Source organism: Paenisporosarcina indica, assembly GCF_001939075.1.
Lineage (GTDB): Bacteria > Bacillota > Bacilli > Bacillales_A > Planococcaceae > Paenisporosarcina > Paenisporosarcina indica.
This window is the reverse complement of record NZ_MPTA01000004.1, coordinates 121,173-142,228: the sequence shown is the minus strand read 5'-3', so window position 1 is coordinate 142,228 and position 21,056 is coordinate 121,173. Positions and strand designations below refer to the sequence as shown.

Annotated in this window: 24 protein-coding genes and 1 other annotated feature; of the genes, 17 read left to right on the top strand and 7 right to left on the bottom strand. The window is 39.0% G+C overall.

The features are described 5' to 3' along the window. Positions 1–168: 168 nt before the first annotated feature. Both GY23_RS11590 and GY23_RS11585 read left to right on the top strand, forming a co-directional pair. Positions 169–1,245 (top strand): two-component system sensor histidine kinase NtrB, encoded by a 1,077-nt coding sequence (locus tag GY23_RS11590; RefSeq protein ID WP_075619383.1) that lies wholly within the window; start codon positions 169–171, stop codon positions 1,243–1,245. 12 nt (positions 1,246–1,257) lie between these two features. Beyond that, positions 1,258–1,569 carry a putative quinol monooxygenase gene (locus GY23_RS11585; protein ID WP_075619382.1) on the top strand — a complete coding sequence of 104 codons (312 nt, stop codon included), beginning with the start codon at positions 1,258–1,260 and terminating at the stop codon, positions 1,567–1,569. Positions 1,570–1,651: 82 nt separating this feature from the next. On the opposite strand, the gene GY23_RS11580 is transcribed toward GY23_RS11585, so the two are convergent. Together GY23_RS11580 and GY23_RS11575 are read right to left on the bottom strand one after the other, a co-directional pair. Further along, positions 1,652–2,443, bottom strand: coding sequence for an SDR family oxidoreductase (locus GY23_RS11580; protein WP_075619381.1), 792 nt, complete (start codon positions 2,441–2,443; stop codon positions 1,652–1,654). Between the two features lie 19 nt (positions 2,444–2,462). Next, positions 2,463–2,906: an OsmC family protein gene (locus GY23_RS11575; RefSeq protein WP_075619380.1), complete on the bottom strand. Its 444-nt coding sequence runs from the start codon at positions 2,904–2,906 to the stop codon at positions 2,463–2,465. A 143-nt stretch (positions 2,907–3,049) separates the two neighbouring features. Between GY23_RS11575 and GY23_RS11570 the strand changes: the two genes are divergently transcribed. The 3 genes from GY23_RS11570 (at position 3,050) to GY23_RS11560 (ending at position 5,950) form a co-directional block, all read left to right on the top strand. After that, positions 3,050–3,445 (top strand): DUF4181 domain-containing protein, encoded by a 396-nt coding sequence (locus GY23_RS11570; protein ID WP_075619379.1) that lies wholly within the window; start codon positions 3,050–3,052, stop codon positions 3,443–3,445. A 385-nt stretch (positions 3,446–3,830) separates the two neighbouring features. Next, positions 3,831–4,625 (top strand): LysM peptidoglycan-binding and 3D domain-containing protein, encoded by a 795-nt coding sequence (locus GY23_RS11565; RefSeq protein WP_075619378.1) that lies wholly within the window; start codon positions 3,831–3,833, stop codon positions 4,623–4,625. Positions 4,626–4,786: 161 nt separating this feature from the next. Further along, positions 4,787–5,950: a PstS family phosphate ABC transporter substrate-binding protein gene (locus tag GY23_RS11560; protein ID WP_245827651.1), complete on the top strand. Its 1,164-nt coding sequence runs from the start codon at positions 4,787–4,789 to the stop codon at positions 5,948–5,950. Positions 5,951–6,016: 66 nt separating this feature from the next. On the opposite strand, the gene GY23_RS11555 is transcribed toward GY23_RS11560, so the two are convergent. The 3 genes from GY23_RS11555 to GY23_RS11545 all read right to left on the bottom strand — a co-directional run bounded on the left by GY23_RS11555 (position 6,017) and on the right by GY23_RS11545 (position 8,721). Beyond that, a complete protein-coding gene (locus tag GY23_RS11555) occupies positions 6,017–6,619 on the bottom strand; it encodes a (2Fe-2S)-binding protein (protein ID WP_245827650.1) in 603 nt (200 codons plus the stop codon). A 62-nt stretch (positions 6,620–6,681) separates the two neighbouring features. Continuing rightward, positions 6,682–7,719: a FecCD family ABC transporter permease gene (locus tag GY23_RS11550; RefSeq protein WP_075619376.1), complete on the bottom strand. Its 1,038-nt coding sequence runs from the start codon at positions 7,717–7,719 to the stop codon at positions 6,682–6,684. Between the two features lie 3 nt (positions 7,720–7,722). Continuing rightward, positions 7,723–8,721 (bottom strand): FecCD family ABC transporter permease, encoded by a 999-nt coding sequence (locus GY23_RS11545; RefSeq protein ID WP_075619375.1) that lies wholly within the window; start codon positions 8,719–8,721, stop codon positions 7,723–7,725. A gap of 117 nt (positions 8,722–8,838) precedes the next feature. Between GY23_RS11545 and GY23_RS11540 the strand changes: the two genes are divergently transcribed. The 8 genes from GY23_RS11540 (at position 8,839) to GY23_RS11505 (ending at position 15,156) form a co-directional block, all read left to right on the top strand. Continuing rightward, the gene (locus GY23_RS11540; protein ID WP_075619374.1) at positions 8,839–9,786 is read left to right on the top strand and encodes an ABC transporter substrate-binding protein; all 948 of its coding nucleotides are present in this window, start codon (positions 8,839–8,841) and stop codon (positions 9,784–9,786) included. Between the two features lie 160 nt (positions 9,787–9,946). After that, positions 9,947–10,144, top strand: coding sequence for a YwbE family protein (locus GY23_RS11535; protein WP_075619373.1), 198 nt, complete (start codon positions 9,947–9,949; stop codon positions 10,142–10,144). Positions 10,145–10,163: 19 nt separating this feature from the next. Then, on the top strand, positions 10,164–10,559 hold the full coding sequence (locus GY23_RS11530; RefSeq protein ID WP_075619372.1) for a nucleoside 2-deoxyribosyltransferase: 396 nt from the start codon (positions 10,164–10,166) through the stop codon (positions 10,557–10,559). A 12-nt stretch (positions 10,560–10,571) separates the two neighbouring features. Then, positions 10,572–11,258, top strand: coding sequence for a Type 1 glutamine amidotransferase-like domain-containing protein (locus GY23_RS11525; protein WP_075619371.1), 687 nt, complete (start codon positions 10,572–10,574; stop codon positions 11,256–11,258). Positions 11,259–11,292: 34 nt separating this feature from the next. Then, a complete protein-coding gene (locus GY23_RS11520; protein ID WP_075619502.1) occupies positions 11,293–11,913 on the top strand; it encodes an FMN-binding negative transcriptional regulator in 621 nt (206 codons plus the stop codon). 11 nt (positions 11,914–11,924) lie between these two features. Next, entirely contained in the window at positions 11,925–12,428 is a 504-nt protein-coding gene (locus tag GY23_RS11515) for a GNAT family N-acetyltransferase (RefSeq protein WP_075619370.1), read from the top strand. Positions 12,429–12,437: 9 nt separating this feature from the next. After that, positions 12,438–13,382: a dipeptidase gene (locus GY23_RS11510; RefSeq protein WP_075619501.1), complete on the top strand. Its 945-nt coding sequence runs from the start codon at positions 12,438–12,440 to the stop codon at positions 13,380–13,382. 106 nt (positions 13,383–13,488) lie between these two features. Further along, positions 13,489–15,156 (top strand): hypothetical protein, encoded by a 1,668-nt coding sequence (locus tag GY23_RS11505; protein ID WP_075619369.1) that lies wholly within the window; start codon positions 13,489–13,491, stop codon positions 15,154–15,156. A gap of 153 nt (positions 15,157–15,309) precedes the next feature. Here GY23_RS11505 and GY23_RS11500 read toward each other — a convergent pair whose 3' ends face one another. Next, positions 15,310–16,251 carry a 3-hydroxyacyl-CoA dehydrogenase NAD-binding domain-containing protein gene (locus GY23_RS11500; protein ID WP_075619368.1) on the bottom strand — a complete coding sequence of 314 codons (942 nt, stop codon included), beginning with the start codon at positions 16,249–16,251 and terminating at the stop codon, positions 15,310–15,312. A 111-nt stretch (positions 16,252–16,362) separates the two neighbouring features. Between GY23_RS11500 and GY23_RS11495 the strand changes: the two genes are divergently transcribed. Both GY23_RS11495 and GY23_RS11485 read left to right on the top strand, forming a co-directional pair. Beyond that, positions 16,363–17,097, top strand: coding sequence for a glucose 1-dehydrogenase (locus GY23_RS11495; protein ID WP_075619367.1), 735 nt, complete (start codon positions 16,363–16,365; stop codon positions 17,095–17,097). A gap of 521 nt (positions 17,098–17,618) precedes the next feature. Next, positions 17,619–18,026, top strand: coding sequence for an NUDIX hydrolase (locus GY23_RS11485; RefSeq protein WP_075619366.1), 408 nt, complete (start codon positions 17,619–17,621; stop codon positions 18,024–18,026). Positions 18,027–18,113: 87 nt separating this feature from the next. Here the strand turns inward: GY23_RS11485 and proS are convergent, their stop codons facing one another. Beyond that, complete coding sequence (gene proS / locus GY23_RS11480) at positions 18,114–19,544, bottom strand: proline--tRNA ligase (protein WP_075619365.1); 1,431 nt, start codon at positions 19,542–19,544, stop codon at positions 18,114–18,116. A 42-nt stretch (positions 19,545–19,586) separates the two neighbouring features. Continuing rightward, positions 19,587–19,788, bottom strand: a binding site (T-box leader). Positions 19,789–19,893: 105 nt separating this feature from the next. Between proS and GY23_RS11475 the strand changes: the two genes are divergently transcribed. Together GY23_RS11475 and GY23_RS11470 are read left to right on the top strand one after the other, a co-directional pair. After that, complete coding sequence (locus GY23_RS11475) at positions 19,894–20,370, top strand: hypothetical protein (protein WP_075619364.1); 477 nt, start codon at positions 19,894–19,896, stop codon at positions 20,368–20,370. Between the two features lie 2 nt (positions 20,371–20,372). Continuing rightward, a complete protein-coding gene (locus tag GY23_RS11470; RefSeq protein WP_075619500.1) occupies positions 20,373–20,831 on the top strand; it encodes a GNAT family N-acetyltransferase in 459 nt (152 codons plus the stop codon). Positions 20,832–21,056: the final 225 nt, after the last annotated feature.

Sequence of the window (21,056 nt, the reverse complement as noted above, 5' to 3'; positions counted from 1 at the left end):
TGTGAAATGATAATTTTGGTATTTTCAAGTGCAATAGTATCAGTTACAATAAAAACAGTAGAAAGAAAATTCTAACAAATCAACAACCATTTTGACAATAGTAGGTATGTATAAACATATTTTTTCAGAGTTCGAAGTTCGGAGTTTGCTTAAGAATGGAGCTGAATCATGAATCAAGTGTTAGTATCTATGGAGTCGAAAGAATGCATACAAAAAGAAGACTTGTATAGTCAAATAATTGAATACTCTGCCGAAGCAATTATTGATGTAGATGTAGATCATAAAATTCTTTATATTAATCAATCAGGAGCTAACTTCCTAAGAGGGACCAAAGAAAAAATTATTGGTACGGATGTTGTTAGTTATTTTCAAGATAATATGAAGAATAGTATTCATGAGCGAATAAATCAAGGGATGTCTGACAAGGAACCGTTTCAAATCATTGAGAAAAAAATTACTCGAGTAGATGGAACTTTAGTAGACGTAGAACTCTATTGTCATCCAGTACAGTTTGGGAATCGGAAGGCTTTTCAATTCGTTTTACGTGACCTGACACTCCGAAAAGAAACAGAAAAAATGTTGAATGATCGTCAAAAATTAGCCTCAATTGGGCAAATTGCTGCAGGAATTGCACATGAAGTGAAAAACCCACTAACTTCTGTGAAAGGTTTTTTACAATTGCTAAAAGAAAACAATTCCCATCCATATTTGTCTACAATGGAATCTGAGCTGGAGAAAGCAATTGACACATTGCAAAATTTGCTTCAAGTATCAAAACCAAATCTTTACGAAGAACCAATTGTTGAAATAGATGTGTGCAAGGAATTGAATTCAATCATGTTCCTGTTTCAGGACAAGCTATACGACGTTGAAACGGATATGGACTTACGAGATGCTGAAAAACATATTTTCGGGAAGAAAAATCTGTATTTAAAAGCTTTTTTTAATTTAATAAAAAATGCAATTGAAGCAATGCCGGCTAAAGGGAAACTTTGTATTGAGCATTACTATGAATACGACTTTATTAATGTGAAAATTAGTGATACAGGCGTTGGTATTCCCCAAGATAAGTTGAATTTACTCGGAACACCGTTCTATTCTAGTAAAAGTGAAGGAACGGGATTAGGATTAACACAAGTATTTACTACCATTAATGATCATGGTGGACAAATGACAGTACACAGTGAACTTGGTCAGGGAACAATGTTTCATTTAAAGTTACCAAGATTTCCTGTTGGTCTGTAAAGGAGTCACTATATGAGTAAATTTGGTATGTTTGGGAAAATAACTACGGTTGAAAATAAGCGTGATGAATTAGTAGGTATATTACTTGAAGCGGCTGAAGCGATGAATACACTAGAAGAATGTGAAGTGTATATTGTTAGTGTCAAAGAAGAAGAACCAAATGCAATTTGGGTTACCGAAGTTTGGCAGGATGAAGATGCACACAAAGCGTCACTATCACTCGATGCCGTAAAAACGTTAATACAAAGAGGCCGCCCGCATATTTTAGGAATGGCAATAATCGAATCGTTTGTTCCTCAAGGTGGAAAAGGTTTAATTCAATAAGCTCAAACATCCGTTCACATACTAGGACGGATTTTTTTGCATGTAAAAAACACCAACCACAAATAAGTTGGTGTTCATGGGATTAAAGTGCTTTTAGCATTCCACCATCAATAACAAGAGATTGACCTGTCATATAAGTATTAGCTGGCGAAGCTAAAAAACAAACCACTTTTGCAAATTCCTCTGGTTGTCCGTAGCGCCCAATCGGAATCATTTTCTTGCTGCGTTTTGTAATTTCTTCAAAAGAGACATCTTGCCGATCAGCCGATATTTGATCTAGTTCTGTAATTCGGTCTGTTTCAATACGTCCAGGACCTATCGTGTTTGCCAAAATATTATGTTTCGCATATTCACGAGCCAAACTTTTTGTGAATCCTACCATACCTGAACGGAAAGTATTTGATAAGATCAGACCATCAATCACCTCTTTTGTTGATGAAGACGATATATTGATAATTCGCCCAAAGTTATTTGATTGCATATGTGGTAGCACAGCTCTTGTTGTTCGAATATAACTAAGTAAATTTTTCTCGAATGCAGCCATCCAATCTTGATCCTCTACATCCTTGAAACCGCCTGCAGTTGGACCGCCTGTATTGTTAATTAGTATATCAGCCCCACCAAATTCTGAGGTTATCCAAGTGAAGAGATTATTGATATCATCCACTGAAGACATGTCACATGTTTTACTAAAGATTTTCGTATTATTCGTCAGTTGTATAATTTCATCTACCGTCTGGGTTAATGTTTCTTCGCTACGACTGGATAAGAGTACCGTTGCCCCTTCTTTGGCAAATTCCAGAGCAGTTGCTTTGCCTAAACCTTTACTTGATGCCATTACGACTACAATTTTATCTTTTAGTTGTAAATCCATATCATATCCCTCTTTTCTATTAAACTGATCCCACTTCAATCTTTGCTTCTAACTCTATCTCAACATTTCCTTTTAGTGCCCGGCTAATCATACAAGAACTTTCTGCTTTCTGAGCAAGCTTGTGTGCTAAAGCCAAATCTTTGTCTGATTGCAGGATGAGATAAGGTCGATGAATAATTTTTTTGTACGTAATAACCCCGTTAGTGATGTCAACGATGCCTTCGGATGTCATTGTGAGTTGTCCTTTATCAATCTTGCTACGTTCTAACATGGCAGCGAGTGTGATGATATAACATGTTGCGGCAGCACCTAATAGCATTTCATCGGGATTCGTGCCAATACCTGGTCCATCCATTTCGGGTGGTATCGATATCTGTGTATGTAAGTTTGCAGTTTCAATTGTGCCGACGTCGTTACGGAGACCAGGCCAATCTGCTGTTAAATGAAAAGAATGAAGTGCCACTATATCCCTCCTTGTTGTTATATGATTTAGTTTAAAGGATTTTTGCGAAAAGTAGATGGAATATGATTTAATTTATTGAAACTTTTTGCTGAAAATAACAGTAAAGGTAAATAGGGTGAATTAGTGATTGGAGATGGTCTAAATTGTTCTTAGTTAAATTTATTATTGTTCTTGTAATCGTTGGTCTGATAATGACAGCCATAGAAATGGGTATACGGAAAGTGTTCAAGATCGATAAACGAGATAAGAAGCGGTCACGATATATGAACAAGTTTCATAGATGGGGAGAAATCATTCTATTAGTAGTTATGGTAATCAGTTATAGCCTATTTAGTAGTCAATTTCCGGAATCCAAATGGTTACAGGTATGGATCATTTTATTTTTCTTAATTCTAGAACTATTTCGAGCAGGGATGGAATGGAAATTTGCAGCTCAGAAGCGTGAATATATCATTCATCTTTTTTTCTGCCTTGTATTACTAGTGTTTGCAATTATCGCATTTAAGACCATGTGGCTAGAACAAATATTTGGTTTTTAATTTTGGGGGAATTCTAAATACACAATAGCAAAAGAACCTTTCGAAAGAGGTAAGCCGCTTTTGCTATTACTGTATAATCATTTTGTAATCTGTGGTCGTGCTGCATGCCATTGGTAAAAGCGGGAAGATCTATTTTTGGCAAATCGACTACATTAGAGATATGAATTGGCATTTAGTCTGATAATTAAGTATACAGAACATGTCATAAAATGCTTCAATAAACACCAAATCATTTTTTAAAGGAAGAAAGTCCATATATTACAAATAAAACAGAAGCACAAATGGTGTCATGTAATTGATATCTTTCACACACAGCCTTGCAATGGTTTTGTCATCTATGGGTGGTATGCTATTGCTTGTTAGTGAAAAGGAGGAAATTCATCACATGAAAAAACACATCGTTGCACTAACTGCAATTGCAGCATTATCAGTAGGAACGGCAAACCAAGCATTCGCTTCAAGCGTTCATACGGTACAATCAGGAGATACATTATGGGCGATTTCACAAGCCAATAATGTAAGCGTAACAGAATTACAAACTTGGAACGATTTAGATTCTACTCTTATATATCCAGCTCAACAACTGAAAGTAGAAGACTCTGTGAAAGTCCATATCGTTATTAAAGGCGATACACTATCATCTATTGCTGAAAACTATGGTTTATCAGTAAATGAGATAAAGAAGAATAATAATCTTTCATCAGATTTGATTATTACTGGGGAAGAACTAGTACTTGAAGGTTCAAAAGTTGATTCAGCTCATACAACTGTGCAGTCTGAACCTGAAGTAGCGAAAACACAAGCTCCAGAAACAGCTAAAACAACAACGAAAGCAGCACCCGCTCCAGCAAAAGAATCAGAACCAGTTGTGGCTCCAACTTCGTCTGCAACAAAAGAAATGACAGTCACAGCAACAGCATATACAGCATTTTGTGAAGGATGTTCTGGTGTAACTTCTACTGGGATTGATTTGCGTTCAAATCCGAACCAAAAAGTCATTGCGGTAGATCCAACAGTAATTCCACTTGGATCAAGAGTGTGGGTTGAAGGTTACGGTGAAGCAATCGCAGGGGATGTTGGTAGTGCGATAAAAGGAAATATCATTGATGTCTTTATTCCAGAGCAAGATGATGCTCTTAACTGGGGACGTCAAACAGTACAAATCAAAATACTAGATTAATAAAACGAAAAAGGTGAGTCTAAAAGTCTCACCTTTTTTTGCTTTCTTAAAGAAAGCTGATGTCATCACCAATTAAATAGAATATCTAACAAATTAAAGGGATTCCTCCAATTACACTCGAATTTAAGTAGATAATATTCGAGAGTACTGGGGGACTTTTTTTGAAAATCAAAATGATTTACCATATCGTATACAGCATTGTTATATTCATAGTTATTAGCTTTTTTACAGGGTTTGGAGTGCTTTATTGGCTGCTCATGGGAGGGAAGTTAGCAGTTCTTCCGTTCATAATAGCAATAGGTTTTTCTGCTTTTTTACTGTGTGTATTTTATACCTTTGGTTTATTAAAAAGGAATAATGGAAAGAAAGGTTTATTAATAACCATAGCATTACTCTTTGTTTGTACAGGTGGCTATTTGGCTAAAGATTTATATCATGAAAATGTGGATACAGTGAGTGCAGAAGTGAATTTGGTGCAATATCAACCGAATATGGAAGGAACGAAAGCGGCGACATTAGAAAAGAAAGCATCATTGCAATTACCGAACGATAATCTACTCAAATTGGATGGTGCGACTGCACTGTATCCTTTGTATTCAGCTTTTGCACAGGCTACCTATCCCAAAAACGAGTACACATTCGATGGTCAGACCGTAATGTCGACAAAAACGGATCAGGCTTATAACAACTTGATCAAAGGTACTGTAGACATTATTTTTGTGGCTGGTCCATCCGAAGCACAACTAAATTATGCAAAAGCTCGTGGGGTTACACTAAAAATGACACCAATAGGTAAGGAAGCATTTGTATATTTTGTCCATACGAAAAACTCAATCAAAGGTTTAACAAGTGACCAAATTAGGGAAATCTATTCCGGGAAAGTAACAAATTGGAAAGATGTTGGCGGAAAAAATAATGCAATCCGTACTTTCCAGCGTCCTGCTGATAGTGGCAGTCAAACCGCAGCGGAAAAATTCATGGGATCTCAAGTGATGATGGAAGCACCTACGAAGGATATCGTCACGGGTATGGGCGGAATTATTAGCGAAGTAACGGAATATAAAAATTACCGCAATGCCATTGGTTATACATACCGCTTCTTTTCAACTGAAATGGTAAGCAATGATGACATCCGATTACTTGAAATTGATGGGGTTTATCCAGACAAAGAATCTATCCGGTCCGGCACCTATCCGATCACAGCTGAATTTTACGCCATTACTGCTGGAACAAAAAATCCACATGCACAGGATTTTATTGATTGGATATTATCTGAAGAAGGACAAGAGCTGGTAGAGAAAACTGGGTATGTATCGAATGAATGAATTCCCAAAATTTCCTTTTACGAAATGAAAAAACAAGCTTGAGTGATTTTTCTCTCAAGCTTGTTCTTATAAAGGACATGTTTTACAAGGTTTTACAGCACCTTGTGTTTGATAATACAAGCAACATGTTTTTCGTGATGCACTCGGTCCACATTCATAAAGGGCTAAGGGATGCTGTTTCTGCAGGCCATAATCACTAGCGGGTGTCTTGTTCAACTGTTGGAAAGTAAGGTCATCTTGAAGTTTTGAAATGAAAATCCATTTCATATAGGTATATATATTTTCAAATAATACCACACGTGAAATTCCTTTTTCTTTTGCAAAAAGTTCAATTAAAGGGACAAGTGTTTTCGCATACAATTCTCTTGTAATCCATTCAACAGTGGAGAGACCTCGTTCGGCAGTTTCAAGTGGAAATGAATAAACAGGTTGCCAACTTGCTTTTGATGATTCTTCGTAAATCGTGATGAATTTACATTCATTAGGGCTTATTAAGACAGAGTGCTTAATCCGAGCATAAATCATTAGAGCAGCCATGTAACCGATACGTTTGACGGTCATTGAAACAGCATGAGCTCTGCTGGGACTACCAAATTCGGTCATTAGTCGAATTATATGCTGATCGCGAATGGATTCGTTAAACAATTCTGACAATGTCAATTTGTCCATAGCCGATTGAGTGTGATACCAACGAAAATTTGTGGACATATCATTCCTTATAGCACTTTGCATTAAGCTCCACCCTTTTTCCTCTGCGTAATTAATAAGAAAATGAAATAAGGTGCTCCAACAGCAGCTGTCCAAACACCCGCAGGAACCTCAATGGGAGCAAATGCAACCCGTCCAATCCAATCGGCAATGAGGACGAGTAATGCCCCTATACCAGCAGAAAATAACACCATTGATTGAAACTTAGGCCCTACAATTCTTCTTGCAATATGAGGGGCAAGCAATCCAACAAAACCGATGCCTCCTGCGAAAGCGACTGCAATGCCTGTTAATCCTGTGCTTACTAATAGCAAAAGTACACGGTTTCTTTGGACCCGTGATCCAACTCCTGTTGCAATATCATCCCCAAGTTCTAAAATATTCATTTGTCGTCTCAGTAAAAGAGAAATAGCGATTAATAAAATGGCCCACGGAATCAACACGGAAACTTGTGACCAATTTGCCCCATATATACTACCGGTCGTCCAAATAGTTGCTTGGCTTGCTTGATAAATCGGACCCAGCAATATCCAAATGGTCGTACCTGCTTGCATGAAGGCGGCTACGGCAATCCCGATTAACAAAAGTCGAAAAGGTGCAATCCCATTTTTCCAGGACAATAAGAAAACAACAAGTGCGGTGATAGTAGCTCCTAAAAAGGCGAATAAAGGTAACCACTGAATACTCACGGTTAATGAATTATTTTCATCTGAGAATAGTGTTAAAAACAGTACTACAGCGAATGAAGCTCCAGCAGTGACTCCTATTAAATCAGGTGATGCCAGTGGGTTTTTCGTAATGCCTTGTAAGATAGCCCCCGATACAGCAAGAGACATTCCGACAAAAAGAGCTAGTACGATTCGCGGTAGCCTAAAGTCAATCAGTATCGTTTGATTAAACCCATCTCCGTAACCAAATAGGGCAGATACTACGTTCAACGGAGACAAGGGGAATTCCCCAGAACCCGCAGATAAAATCATGACTGTAATGACGACAAGAAAGACAAGGATCGTAGCATAAATCGGACGACGTATAAATTCAAGATGATTGAAAATTTTCATTGGCTAGATCCCCAGCTTTCTGCGTGCCACGAAAATAAAGAAAGGCACCCCGATAAGAGCAGTCATTACACCTACAGGCAGTTCTTGCGGCATTAAGACATAACGACTTCCTATATCTGCAATCAGTAAAAGAGCTGCCCCGCCTAGTGCGGAATAAGGAAGAATCCACCGGTGGTCTAGACCGACAAGTGAACGGATTAAATGAGGAATAATAATACCGACGAAACCAATTGGACCAGCAACAGCGACAGCAGATCCTGCCAAAACAACTGCACAAGTACCAAAAGTAAACTTAATCCAAGCAGTTCGTTGACCAAGACCAACCGCAACATCATCTCCGATACTTAGTACATTTAATTCTTTTGCTCTAAAGAATACAATTAAGAGAGCCACAATAATGTATGGTAATGCATGAAACAATAATTCCAGTGGTCGGTTAGCTACTGAACCAGCAAGCCAAAATAAAACTTGATCAAGTGCAGTTTCATTCAGGACCAAAAGGCCTTGTGTAAATGATGTGAATAAGGCGGTAATTGCCGAGCCGGCCAATGTTAATTTAAGAGGTGTTAGCCCCTCGCGACCCGTACTGCTTAAGATAAAGACCAATAGAAAAGCAAAAGTTGCTCCTGCAAAACTAAGCCACATATAAGATTGCAGGCTTTGTACAGACAAAAAAACGACCCCAACCACAACAAAAAAGCTGGCACCTGCATTTATACCAAGTATGCTGGGGGAAGAAAGTGGATTTCTGGTGATGGACTGCATAATTGCACCAGAGACACCAAGACACGCACCGACGAATGCTGCAATCAACGCACGTGGTAACCGAACGTCACGAATAATGAGATGTTTATTTGAAGTAGTTGGATCAAATAAAGCTAAGTATGCGTCGATCCATGTTGTATTTGTGTATCCATATACCAAGCTTGCACTCATGAGTAAAAGGATGAGTGTCGTACCAATAACAATTCCCCATCCACGGGTGGTATTTGTATGTAACATAAGCAACCTCTGAATCATATATTTTAATCGTTTGTTGACAAATAAAATCGTAGCATATAAAGTACTAATTGTAAATGATTTTCATTCTCAATTACGTAGTGAAAAGGGGGAAATAATATGAAAAAAATAGGTCTTATTTTGATAGCTTTCATGCTTATCTTTTTAGCGGCATGTGGTAAAAAAGAAGAAAAAACTACGATAAGTGGTGAAGATAAAGTAAAAGAAGAAAGTTACACAGTCACACATGCAATGGGGGAAACAACGATCGAAGGGGAACCGAAGCGCATAGTGGTGTTAACGAATGAAGGCGTAGAAGCGGTACTGGCTATGGGAATCACACCTGTTGGAGCTGCCGAAGCATTTACAGGAGATACATGGTATAAACATACTGCAGACCAGTTAAAAGATACAAAATCCGTAGGAACCGAGTCAGAACCTTCATTGGAAGCGATCGCAGCGTTGAAACCTGACTTAATCATAGGAAACAAAATGCGTCAGGAAAAAGTGTACGATCAGTTAAGCAAAATTGCTCCAACGGTCTTCGCTGAAACTTTACGTGGCGACTGGCAAGAAAACTTTAAACTTTACTCAAAAGCAATTAATAAAGAAGATATTGGACAAGAGAAATTAGATGCTTATAACAATCGTATCGAAGGGTTAAAAACAACTTTAGGTGACCAAACACAACAAGAAGTTTCAATGGTTCGCTTTATGGCTGGAGATGTACGTATATACCATAAAGATTCGTTCTCAGGCGTAATTTTGGAACAACTTGGTTTTGCACGTCCTGAGGAGCAAGACTTACCTGATTTTGCAGAAAAGGGTGTAACAAAAGAGCGTATACCAGCAATGGATGGCGACATTTTGTTCTACTTTACGTATGAAACTGGTGATAAAGAAGCAACAAAATTAGAAGATGAGTGGATTAATGATCCTTTGTTCCAAAACCTTGAAGTCGCAAAAGCGAAAAAAGTATATAAAGTGGACGATGTCATCTGGAATACTGCAGGTGGTTACTTAGCTGCTGAATTGATGCTCGATGATTTAGAGACCTATTTCAAATAAGACAACCAAAAAAGGTACCATGACAATAAGGAGTTGTCATGGTACCTTTTTTATGTGGATAATATATTGATTTGTCTAAAATTCCAGAAAATTAAGTACCATATTGGTGCCATATGTGATTTTATCATGCTAGAATAAAAAAATGAAAGGGTGAAGACAAATGGCGAATGGTCAAAACCGTGCAGAAGTAAAACCAGGGTTAGAAGTAAACGTTATTTTGAAAAAGGATCAGCGCTCAGGTGTTAAGACGAAGGGCACTGTGAAGGATTTATTAACAAATTCCCCACGTCATCCTCATGGCATTAAAGTCCGATTAGAAGATGGACAAGTTGGTCGCGTATGTGACATTTTGTCTTGAAAAACTAAGGGGAGCAGATATGAATTTTTATATTGCATCTGGTTTACAAAACAAAGAAGCTGTTAGAATGGTGTCTGACAAACTCAAGCAAATTGGATGGCACCATACATATGATTGGACTCAAAATGAAAGGGCGAACTCGCTCGAAGAACTACAAACGATAGGGATGCTGGAAAAACAAGCCGTAGTTGCTGCAGACGTAGTTGTGGTCCTATTGCCTGGTGGAAAGGGCACTCATATTGAGCTTGGAATGGCTATTGCAAAGAAAAAGAGAATATTTCTATTCGATTCAAGCGGAGAAGTGATGAATGTGCCAACAACGAGCACATTTTATCACCTGCCGGAAATAACAATTTGTACTGGTTCAATAGATGAACTCATCACGATAGTTTTGAATGAAAACATATTCAAATAGGAGGATGACGAAATGAGACAAGTACTTGCTTTAGGTGGTGGAGGTTTCTCCATGGAGCCGGAAAATCCTTTGTTGGATCGATATATTTTAGAGCAGTCACCAAACAAGAAACCTAAAATTTGTTTTATCGGTACAGCTAGTGGTGATGCAGAAGGATATATTGAGCGATTTTATAACTTCTTCAATAAGGAGAATTGTGAACCTTCGCATCTTTCTTTGTTTAAACCACATACACGAGATATCAATAAATTCATTCAAGAACAAGATATTTTGTATGTTGGTGGAGGAAATACCAAAAACTTAATGGCTCTTTGGCGTGAATGGGAACTTGATGTAGCCATTCGACAAGCTTATGACAAAGGAACAATTCTTGCTGGTTTGAGTGCAGGTTCTCTTTGCTGGTTTGACCAAGGTGTGACAGATTCATATGGTTCTGGGCTCGAACCGATTTCTTGTCTGGGTATTCTCCGAGGCAGCCATTGTCCTCATTATGACGGGGAAGAGAATCGAAGACCGGCCTATCAATCTTTCATTCGAAATGGAAGTCTTGGAAGTGGATTTGCAGCAGATGATGGTGTGGCTCTTCACTTCATCGATGGGGAGTTGCAGCATGTCGTTAGCTCTCGTCCAATAGCGTATGGTTATCGTGTAGATAAAGAAAAAGAAACGCAATTACCTACTCGATACTTAGGTTCTTAAAGGGGAAAAATTTTCGAGAAAGTAGGTTTTGATTATTTACATCCCAACATATTTTAAGATAGAGAGTCATGAAGAAATGCATGAAGTCATAAACAACCATGGATTTGCGACAATTACTTCGAACCATCTAGGGTCATTAACGGCAACACATCTTCCGTTGCTGTTAAGTGAGGATAAGACGGAACTCATCGGGCATTTTGCGAAAGCAAACCGACAGTGGGTCGATCTTGAAGGCCAAGAAATATTAGTGGTATTTCAAGGTCCCCATTGTTACATTTCACCTTCATGGTACGAATCCCAAGAAACGGTGCCGACTTGGAATTATGTAACGGTTCATGTGAAAGGGAAAGTTCACCTTCTAACAGATGAAGATCCACGTCTTTGGCAGTCAATGGTGGAGTTAACGGAAAAATATGAAGATCCGGCGAGTTCCTATTCTTTGGATGACGTAGATCCAACATATGTTGCTTCTTTATCTAAAGGTGTCATTGGCTTTACGGTTACCATTGATTCGATTGAAGGGAAAGCGAAGTTAAGTCAAAATCATTCAAAAGAACGAGTTGAGCGAGTAATTGAGACACTTTCCTCAATCAATAGATCAGATGAACGGGCCATTGCCAAATGGATGCAAATCAAATCACTACCAATAGAATAGAGGGTTGTAACGTGGAAATTCGTCAGTTAACAGGTCAAGATGCTGAAGCTTATTGGAAACTCAGGCTCGAAGCCCTTCAACAAAACCCGGAAGCTTTTGCAACTACATATGAAGATGCAATTACTAGAGTGGACCCATTAAAAAGAGTTGCTAACAATTTGGATGCGGAAGGAAGTTCAACACATGGTGCATTTATCGAAAACGAACTAGTTGGCATGATGACTCTATCAAGTGAGGGGGCAATTAAGTTACGTCATCGTGTGAACTTGCTCGCTGTATACGTAACACCTAGAGTTCGTGGGAGAAAAATTGGGATGGCTCTTTTACAAGCAATTATTGAGCAAGCCAAGCAATTACCATATGTGGAAAAGATCAATTTAACAGTTGTAGCAACCAATGAACCTGCAATCCGATTATATGAACAAACGGGTTTTAGGGAATTCGGTTACGAAACGAATGCGATGAAATCTGGAGATATATACATAGATGAAATATATATGAGTTTAGAATGGTAGGTGAACGTGTTGAAAGTCATCGATCTACATTGTGATGTATTGTACAAATTAGCAACAATGGAAGAACCGTTGTCATATGAAAATGCTGATTTGCTTCAGGCAAATAAGATGAGACTGATCGCGGGCAAGGTACATGTGCAGTTTTTTGCGATATTCATTTCACCTGAAATCCCTCAAAAAGACAAATTCATGGCGGTACTTCGTCAAATTGAATTATTCCATACCAAAGTACTAGCTCCAAATCCAGAGATGGTTCACATAACGGATTGGTCGCAGATAGACGTACTGGCTGACGGACAAATTGGTGCCGTGCTGACACTTGAAGGTGCGGATGCGATAGGGGAAGATTTAAGTAAATTGCATGCTGTGCTAGATGCAGGCGTTAAACTTGTGGGACTAACGTGGAATCCTGCAAATGCAATTGCCCATGGTGCAGATGCAGAACCTATTTTAGGTTTAACGGATTTTGGTCGCCAAGTCGTGGACGTGTTAAATGCACGCAATATTTTGGTGGATGTTTCTCATTTAAATGAACAGTCTTTTTGGGACGTAATAAAGGTCGCTAAACACCTTGTAGCGAGTCATTCCAATGCACGCAGTTTATGTGACCATCCACGAAACTTAACCGATGAACAAGCAAAGGCGTTAGTGGATTCCGGAGGTCATATTCACGTAGTTTACTATCCTCATTTTATCAAGGCGGGTGGGGAATTAGTGAAACTAGAAGACCTAATCGCACATATCAAACATTTTGCAAATCTAGTAGGTGTTCAGCATCTTGGACTAGGTTCGGATTTCGATGGAATTTCCGTGTTTATCGAAGAGCTAAAGGATGCTGGAGATACGCAACATGTGGTCTCAGCTTTAAGAGAGCATTTTTCGGAAGAAGAAGTACGTGGAATTGCTGCAAACAACTTCAAAAGCTACATTCAAAAAGTGATTGCTACGGGCTAGCAGTCACTTTTTTATCGATAGGAAGATCTCTAATACAATTTCAATGAAACTTTTATCAAACTCACTCGTATTTAAAGTACAACAACAAAAGAAATGAGGAATTAACATGGGATTAACGATTCTTTATAGTTTAGTCGTTTCCATAGTTGCCGCACTTTTCATCACGCCGCTGACTTTACCAAAGGAAAAACGTAAAGGCATCTTATCTGGAATAATCGGCACAGCCGTTGTCCTAATGATTGTACTTTTTGTTATCTATTATGTAACCAACATAGATCGAAATCTATCCGCACTATGGCTATTAGCAATCATTGCCTCAGGTATTGGTACATTCACATCAACAGGTAAAGAGCGATTAGTAAAAGGTCTGCTGTTCCTAGCTTCATTAGTATTTGGTGGATATCTATTGAGTGCCACTCTCTTTAATGCAGATGAAAAATTCAATTCTGCACAAATGAAACAAGAAGTTGAAATTGAAGCATTCGATGAAACAAAAACACCGGCAAGCGTACCGCCGCAATTTGTACGTAATAAAATGAAAAAAGCATTCGGGCAAGTTCCGAACACCAGTTACTATGAATTGGGAAGTTTGCAAATACAAAAAGTAAATGATGAATTTGTCTATATTGCACCTGTCGAATTCTCTGGATTCTTTAAATGGATGAATGGAGATACGACTCCAGGTTACTTTACGATGAGTGCAACTGATTCAGCTGATAATCCAAAATTTATTGATGCAGAAATGACGTATACACCATCTTCATTCTTCCAGAAAAATGTCGAACGTCATTTACGCTTAGAAATGCCAGAGACAATTTTCCGTGGAGACATGCAGCTTGAAATCGATGATGAAGGAAAACCGCATTATCTTCGTTCATTTGGTCATTTCGTATCTGGACGAAACGGTTTTGAAGTGACGGGAGTAGCAGTGGTTAACCCACGATCTGGAGATATTAAAACATATGGTCTTGAAGAAGTACCATCCTTCATAGATGGAGCTATATCGCCAGAAGTGGTCAGCCTGCAAAATAGTTATTTCGGAAAGTATATTCATGGTTTCTGGAATAGTCTATTTGGTAAAAAAGATGTAAGACTTCCATCTGATGAAGGAACAGAAGCGAATGTTAGCCCAATCTTCAATGAGGACGGAATCATGTTTTATTTTACCGATTTCACGAGTCCTAAAGAAGGTGTCGACTCCATGCTTGGCTATTCCTTAACGAATGCCAGAACAGGTGCAGCGACATATTACACAGGGAACTTGGAAGAATCATATATGGATTCACAAGGTGCTTTGCAAATCATTGAAAAGAAATTCATCGAGAAAAAATGGTCTGGTGAAATGCCAATCCTCTATAATTTTTATGGGGAAGCCAGCTGGTTAACGCCTGTACTTGATGCCAATGGGTTCTTGCAAAACTACTTTATTGTATCTGCAGCAAACCCGGAAATATCTACTTTTGCAAATACACCGAATGAAGCTTTGAAATTATATAAAACAGCATTGCAACGTGGTGGCAGCAGTGTAGATGGAAGTTCGAATGCAGACGAAGTGAAAATGATTGGCAAAGTGCAACGTGTTTATAAAGAACGAGTTGGTGATTTTACGCTCGTGACGTTCATGTTGGAAGACGGAACGAACTATTTAGTATCAACGGAAGTTTCCCCACTTGCCATCTATTTGGAAGCGGGAGATTCAATCAACATAACGTATTTGAACACTGGTGAATTATTCTTGCCTGTCAAAGAATTGGTGATTCCAGAGTTAGAATAAGGAAAAGACTGTTTCGATAATGTTAATCGAGGCAGTCTTTTTTTATTGGCTATATTAAAGAATGCAGTTGATATTGAATAAAAAACGAGATCGTGCATTTGCGGCTAGCGCAAATGCACGATAAACAACAGATTAGTTTAAAATAGATATCAATTAAGATCGCAAGTTAAGGATCGCCATTTGTTTTTGATCGCGTGTATGTGCAAGTTCATCAATCGTGGCATACCCATATGAGTCCCGTGATTTCGCCGCTAAACGTGAGATGGTCTCCTCATCTAATATCAGATTTCCTTGTACTGCCCAACTCTTTTCCATCGTCGGTCCCAAGTGACGCATGAAGGATTCCATGCCCCCTTGGCCACCTCCTAAATGCATGCCGAGCATCGGGCCAGCTGCAGCCCACCGTAAACCGATGGAGTCTTTCACAATTTCATCAACATCTTCCATCGCGACAACGCCTTCGTCCACTAAATACATGGCCTCACGCAACATCGCAAATTGCAAACGGTTTGCAACAAAGCCGAACACCTCTTTCTGAATGTGTTGAGGTGCCTTGCCAAGCGCTTTGTAAAACACAAGTGCATCTTCAATCGCTTCTTTGGAAGTGGATTTTCCGGGTACTACTTCGACCAATGGCATGACAAGTGGGGGGTTAAATGGATGACCAATTAACATGCGACTCTTGTCTTTCATGGATGCCGATATGTCACTTGCTGGAATCGTCGATGAAGATGACAGTAATAGTGTATGTGGTTCAATATATTTTTCAATGTCAGCGAAAAGGGTTTGTTTTAGAACTAATTTTTCAGGGCCATTTTCTTGTATGACAGCTGCACCAGTCACAGCTTGTTGTAAATCAGATTCAAGTGATAACCGTGATTCAAAACCACTGGATGGGAGGTTGAGTAATGTCAAAGTAGATCCAATTGAATCAAAATGATGATCGGCTACTTCTTTTAAGTCTGGACGTGGATCGTATATACGCACTGTCAATCCGTGTGCCAAGAACAAAGTGGCCCACGATAGCCCAATTGTACCGGCACCGATTACAGTGACTGGATTAAAATGTTCTAAATCCGGGTGGATTTGTGTCATATTTCTTCCTCCTTCTATTACAATAAATAATGGTATCATATTTCAATAAACCTATTGTAAGAATCTTTAGAACAACAAGTGAAAATTTAATTTTAGAGGAGGGTACATTAAATGAATCAATCAGAAGTCGTCATTGTGACTGGTGCCTCTCACGGGATCGGCCGTGGCATTGCAGAAGCCTATGTAGCTAAAGGAGCTCAAGTCGTTCTTGCTGATATCAATGAAAAATCAGGAAAAGAAGTAAGTGAACAGCTGGTGGGTAGTTTGTTTATCAAAACGGATGTGCGAATAGAAGGAGACATCAAGAACTTAATCAAGCAAACCATGGACAAATTTGGACGGATTGATATTCTAATCAATAACGCGGGTAAGAGTGATTTTAAGCCGCTATTCGATTTAACGATCTCTGAGTGGGATGACGTGATCAATACCAATTTAAGAAGTGTTTTCTTATGTTCTCGTGAAGTGGCTTTGCAAATGAGAAATCAAGAAAAGGGTGGCTCAATCGTCAATATCGCCTCGACGCGAGCAACCATGTCTGAACCAAATACAGAAGCATACGCTGCAACAAAAGGTGGAATTGTGGCAATCACGCATGCTTTAGCAGCATCTCTTGCAGAACATCACATAACAGTAAATGCGATTTCTCCAGGGTGGATTGAAACGGGCGATTACAGTGAACTTCGAGATATTGACCACGTACAACACTTATCGGGACGGGTAGGGAAACCTTCAGATATTGCAAAAGCATGTCTTTATTTAACGGATCCCCAAAACGATTTTGTGACAGGCATTAATTTAGTTATAGATGGTGGCATGACACGCAAAATGATTTACGAACATTAGGATGGAAGAACTTCATGAGTACGATTGCGTTATCAAATGGACAAACCGTGGAAGTGGAATGTCTCAGTTGTGCGCTGACAAGCGGTTGATTGAACCACAGAGTGGGGTCATCTTTGAAACGATAAATTTTCATGCCCATCAAGATGTTGTGTTGCCTATCCAATTCAAGGGTTAGTCATTCTCGCATCATAGCATCACTTTAAGAGCTAGGACGAATTGACAGAAGAAGAACAAATGGATTACATACAAACATTAACGAAAATTTGAAAAGCACAGCGTGAAGTACTTGGGATCGAACATGCCTATTATTTTCACAATAAAGACACCACGCATGATTTTCATACATGGATGGGATGGTGCCTAGGTATGAATGTATCAAAGCTATCGGTCATTCCGTGTAGTCGTTGCGTCCGGTACTTCGTCATGCACGTCCTGAAATGAACAGCGAACAAGATTTAGCAATCGTGCTGGAAGACATTGAAAAAATAAGAGTGGGTTTAAATCAGTAAGGGGGAACTTCGATGTTTAAATGGAAAGGTGCAGCGGGCGTGTGCATCAATGAAAACAATCAATTATTAATGGTCCTGCAAGCTGCTCCTGACGAAGAACCGAAATGGACAGTCCCTTCAGGTGGACTAGAGGGCAACGAGACATTTGAAAAATGTTGTATACGAGAGTTTGAAGAAGAGACCGGATTGAAAGTCGAAGTCATCGCTAAACTTCGTGACAAAAATGGATTGAATGAACAATATGGTATTCAATTTGAGTTACAGTATTTTCAAGTGAAAGTGGTCAGCGGAGAATTGACAGTACAAGATCCCGATGAACTGATTCTTGAAATAGCCTGGAAATCCATTGATGAAATAGATCAGTTGGAAATGAGCTATCCGGAAGATGTGGATTTTTTGAAGGGGCTTATGGTGAGTTGATCAAGTCAGCACGAAAGTTGATTAAGTTATCCCAAAAAACACCAAAGAAGTCTTCCCTCATCCAATCGTGGGAAGACTTTTCCGATTTCAATATGCTTTTGCCCAATAAACCATTTTTTCAGCTGGTTTTTCACAGCAAACACATGTATCACTCAAGTTCTCTTGTTCAAATGGAATGCAACGTGACGTTGCAGTTGTTTCTTCTTTTATGAACTCTTCGCATACAACGTCCCCACACCACATGGCCTTCACAAAACCTGGGTTTTCAACTAAAACCGTCTTGAATTCATCAAATGTAACGGCAGTGGATGTATGTGCTTCACGATGGGTCAGTGCTTTATTGAATAAATCGTGCTGTATTTCTTCAAGTAATAAAGGAAGTTTCGTTTCCAATTCATCAACAGATACGATGATTTTTTCGCCGGTATCACGACGAACCAGCACAACTTGCCCTTGCTCGATATCTTTTGGTCCTACTTCTAAACGAATTGGAATGCCTTTCATTTCGTACTCGTTAAATTTCCATCCGGGTTTTTTATCGCTGCCATCGATTCCAATTCGCACTACACCAGCTAAACGATCTTTCAACTCGTATGCGTAATCTAAAACACCTTCTTTGTGTTGAGCGATTGGCACAATCATCACCTGAGTTGGAGCGATTTTTGGAGGCATAACTAGTCCACGATCATCACCATGTACCATAATCAAGGCACCGATAATGCGAGTAGTAAAGCCCCATGAAGTTTGATGAACGTATTGTTGTTTGCCTTCTTTATCAAGATACTTAATATCGAAAGCCCGAGCGAAACCATCTCCAAAATGATGAGAAGTTCCGGATTGCAGTGCTTTTCCATCATGCATCAAAGTTTCGATTGTAAAGGTTGATTTAGCACCTGAAAATTTTTCTTTCTCTGTTTTCTGCCCTTTTACTACAGGAATCGCTAACCATTCTTCACAGAGTTGTGCATATTCATCCAACATGCGAATGGTTTCGACTTGAGCCTCTTCATCTGTTGCATGTGCCGTATGTCCTTCTTGCCACAAAAATTCTAATGTGCGAAGGAATGGGCGTGTTGTCTTTTCCCAACGTACGACATTTGACCATTGGTTATAAAGCTTTGGTAAGTCGCGATATGAGTGAATAATGTTGCTGAAATGCTCACAAAATAATACTTCGGATGTTGGACGTACGCATAGACGTTCTGCTAACTTTTCATCGCCACCGTGCGTTACCCATGCAACTTCTGGTGCGAATCCAGCAATGTGATCTTTTTCTTTCTGCAATAAAGATTCAGGAATGAACAATGGCATATACACATTTTCGTGTCCAGTCGCTTTGATTCTTGCATCTAATGCTTCTTTCACATTATCCCAAATCGCATAGCCATAAGGACGAATAATCATCGAGCCACGAACACTTGAATAATCGGCAAGTTCTGCCTTTGTTACGATATCTGTAAACCACTGAGCGAAGTCATCATCCATCGCTGTTACACTTTGTACAAATTCTTTTTTCATGTGAGACACCCCTTAATTAGAATAAAAAAAGCCCTGCTACAAATAAGGGACCAATTACTGGCGGTACCACCCTCATTTGAAGCAAAGCTTCACACTCTTACATGATAACGACTGTCGCCGCGAAAATCTTTCGACTTCGAACTCAAAGGTAGGTTCAAGATGTCATTTTTAGGAGTCTTTCACCACGCAACACCTTCTCTAAAAAAATGAACGATTCTTTACTAGTCCTTATCAACGTGCTCTCATATATGACAGTGATTATAGTCGTTATTGCATTAGTGTGTCAATAAAATGTTTCTCGCTAATGTGATATAATGACACAAAGAATTTATTTGAAAAGAGGCAATTTATGTTAACTTTTGAACAAAAACAAGAAGTTATTGAATCATTCCCTGAATTATCAAAAAAAGAAGTTTCGTTAAAACGTGTGAACTATCATTTCGAAGGTAGTTTATACGACAAGAAAACCGTTATTTATCATCTTCACCCAAACGGCAACGGTTTTGTATTTGTAGGAGATTTAAAGAAATACAAAGCAGACAATAAAGGAATGCTTAACATTCGTGATGTGTCCGAGGATGAATTGCGTGAAATGATAACGGACTCAATCGGGATCCTGTCTGAGGAAGAACAGTTTGATGAAGATGCAGAGGTCGCGGTAGTAGAACAAATTTGGGTAAATCGCGATGGACAAGAGTTGAAACTTGTTCAAGAGGACGCGTTATGGAATATTTATCATACCCATAACCTGGAAGAGAGCTACGGTTCGTTTGATGAAGCTGAAGAATACCTATTGGCTGAAGGATTCCGAACTACTTCAAAATAATGATGAAGATCCGAAAATTAAACCGGAGTGAAACCCCTCCATGGGAATTATTAACCCTTGCAGATCCTTCTCGAATAATTGTGGAAGAGTATTTGAAGAGTGGAAGCATTTATGTGGGGGAAGATTCTGGCAAAATATTAGGGGTGTATGTGTTAAAAGAAACACATAAAGTGGTTGTGGAAATTATGAACATAGCGATTCAAGAACCTTACCAAAACAAAGGGTTAGGTAAACAATTGATTTCTCATGCTATCCAAGAAGCGTCTAATCAAGGATATGCAAGACTTGAAATTGGTACAGGTAATTCCAGTATTCATCAACTAAAGTTGTATCAACAGTGTGGTTTTCGTATAGAGGGGGTTGATTTCGATTACTTTCTCCGTAATTACGATGAACCTATTTATGAAAATGGATTGTTATGCCGCGACATGATTCGATTATGCTATACATTTGAGGGCTAGAAACTTTTCTAGCTCTTTTTTGTTTCGAGAAAAGAGCAAATACAGATATACTAGTAAAAGATGTTATTATATTTAAACTAAAGGCTTTGTTAAAGAAGGCTGTTGATGTCATGAATTTTGAGCCTAGCACATCTTTTCTGCGACAAGCTGTGCAGGAGCAAGCCGCAAGAGTGTGAAGAATGGTCTAACCAGTATGTGGTTTTCAGGCTTCTTGGCTCATGCGAA

What these genes read in the sequence shown, in the direction of transcription:
- GY23_RS11590 (WP_075619383.1), top strand. Translation starts at nt 169, where the DNA reads ATGAATCAAGTGTTAGTATCTATGGAGTCGAAAGAATGCATACAAAAA.
- GY23_RS11585 (WP_075619382.1), top strand. Translation starts at nt 1,258, where the DNA reads ATGAGTAAATTTGGTATGTTTGGGAAAATAACTACGGTTGAAAATAAG.
- GY23_RS11580 (WP_075619381.1), bottom strand. Translation starts at nt 2,443, where the DNA reads ATGGATTTACAACTAAAAGATAAAATTGTAGTCGTAATGGCATCAAGT.
- GY23_RS11565 (WP_075619378.1), top strand. Translation starts at nt 3,831, where the DNA reads ATGAAAAAACACATCGTTGCACTAACTGCAATTGCAGCATTATCAGTA.
- GY23_RS11555 (WP_245827650.1), bottom strand. Translation starts at nt 6,619, where the DNA reads ATGGACAAATTGACATTGTCAGAATTGTTTAACGAATCCATTCGCGAT.
- GY23_RS11550 (WP_075619376.1), bottom strand. Translation starts at nt 7,719, where the DNA reads ATGAAAATTTTCAATCATCTTGAATTTATACGTCGTCCGATTTATGCT.
- GY23_RS11545 (WP_075619375.1), bottom strand. Translation starts at nt 8,721, where the DNA reads ATGTTACATACAAATACCACCCGTGGATGGGGAATTGTTATTGGTACG.
- GY23_RS11540 (WP_075619374.1), top strand. Translation starts at nt 8,839, where the DNA reads ATGAAAAAAATAGGTCTTATTTTGATAGCTTTCATGCTTATCTTTTTA.
- GY23_RS11535 (WP_075619373.1), top strand. Translation starts at nt 9,947, where the DNA reads ATGGCGAATGGTCAAAACCGTGCAGAAGTAAAACCAGGGTTAGAAGTA.
- GY23_RS11530 (WP_075619372.1), top strand. Translation starts at nt 10,164, where the DNA reads ATGAATTTTTATATTGCATCTGGTTTACAAAACAAAGAAGCTGTTAGA.
- GY23_RS11525 (WP_075619371.1), top strand. Translation starts at nt 10,572, where the DNA reads ATGAGACAAGTACTTGCTTTAGGTGGTGGAGGTTTCTCCATGGAGCCG.
- GY23_RS11505 (WP_075619369.1), top strand. Translation starts at nt 13,489, where the DNA reads ATGGGATTAACGATTCTTTATAGTTTAGTCGTTTCCATAGTTGCCGCA.
- GY23_RS11500 (WP_075619368.1), bottom strand. Translation starts at nt 16,251, where the DNA reads ATGACACAAATCCACCCGGATTTAGAACATTTTAATCCAGTCACTGTA.
- GY23_RS11495 (WP_075619367.1), top strand. Translation starts at nt 16,363, where the DNA reads ATGAATCAATCAGAAGTCGTCATTGTGACTGGTGCCTCTCACGGGATC.
- GY23_RS11485 (WP_075619366.1), top strand. Translation starts at nt 17,619, where the DNA reads ATGTTTAAATGGAAAGGTGCAGCGGGCGTGTGCATCAATGAAAACAAT.
- proS (WP_075619365.1), bottom strand. Translation starts at nt 19,544, where the DNA reads ATGAAAAAAGAATTTGTACAAAGTGTAACAGCGATGGATGATGACTTC.
- GY23_RS11475 (WP_075619364.1), top strand. Translation starts at nt 19,894, where the DNA reads ATGTTAACTTTTGAACAAAAACAAGAAGTTATTGAATCATTCCCTGAA.
- GY23_RS11470 (WP_075619500.1), top strand. Translation starts at nt 20,373, where the DNA reads ATGAAGATCCGAAAATTAAACCGGAGTGAAACCCCTCCATGGGAATTA.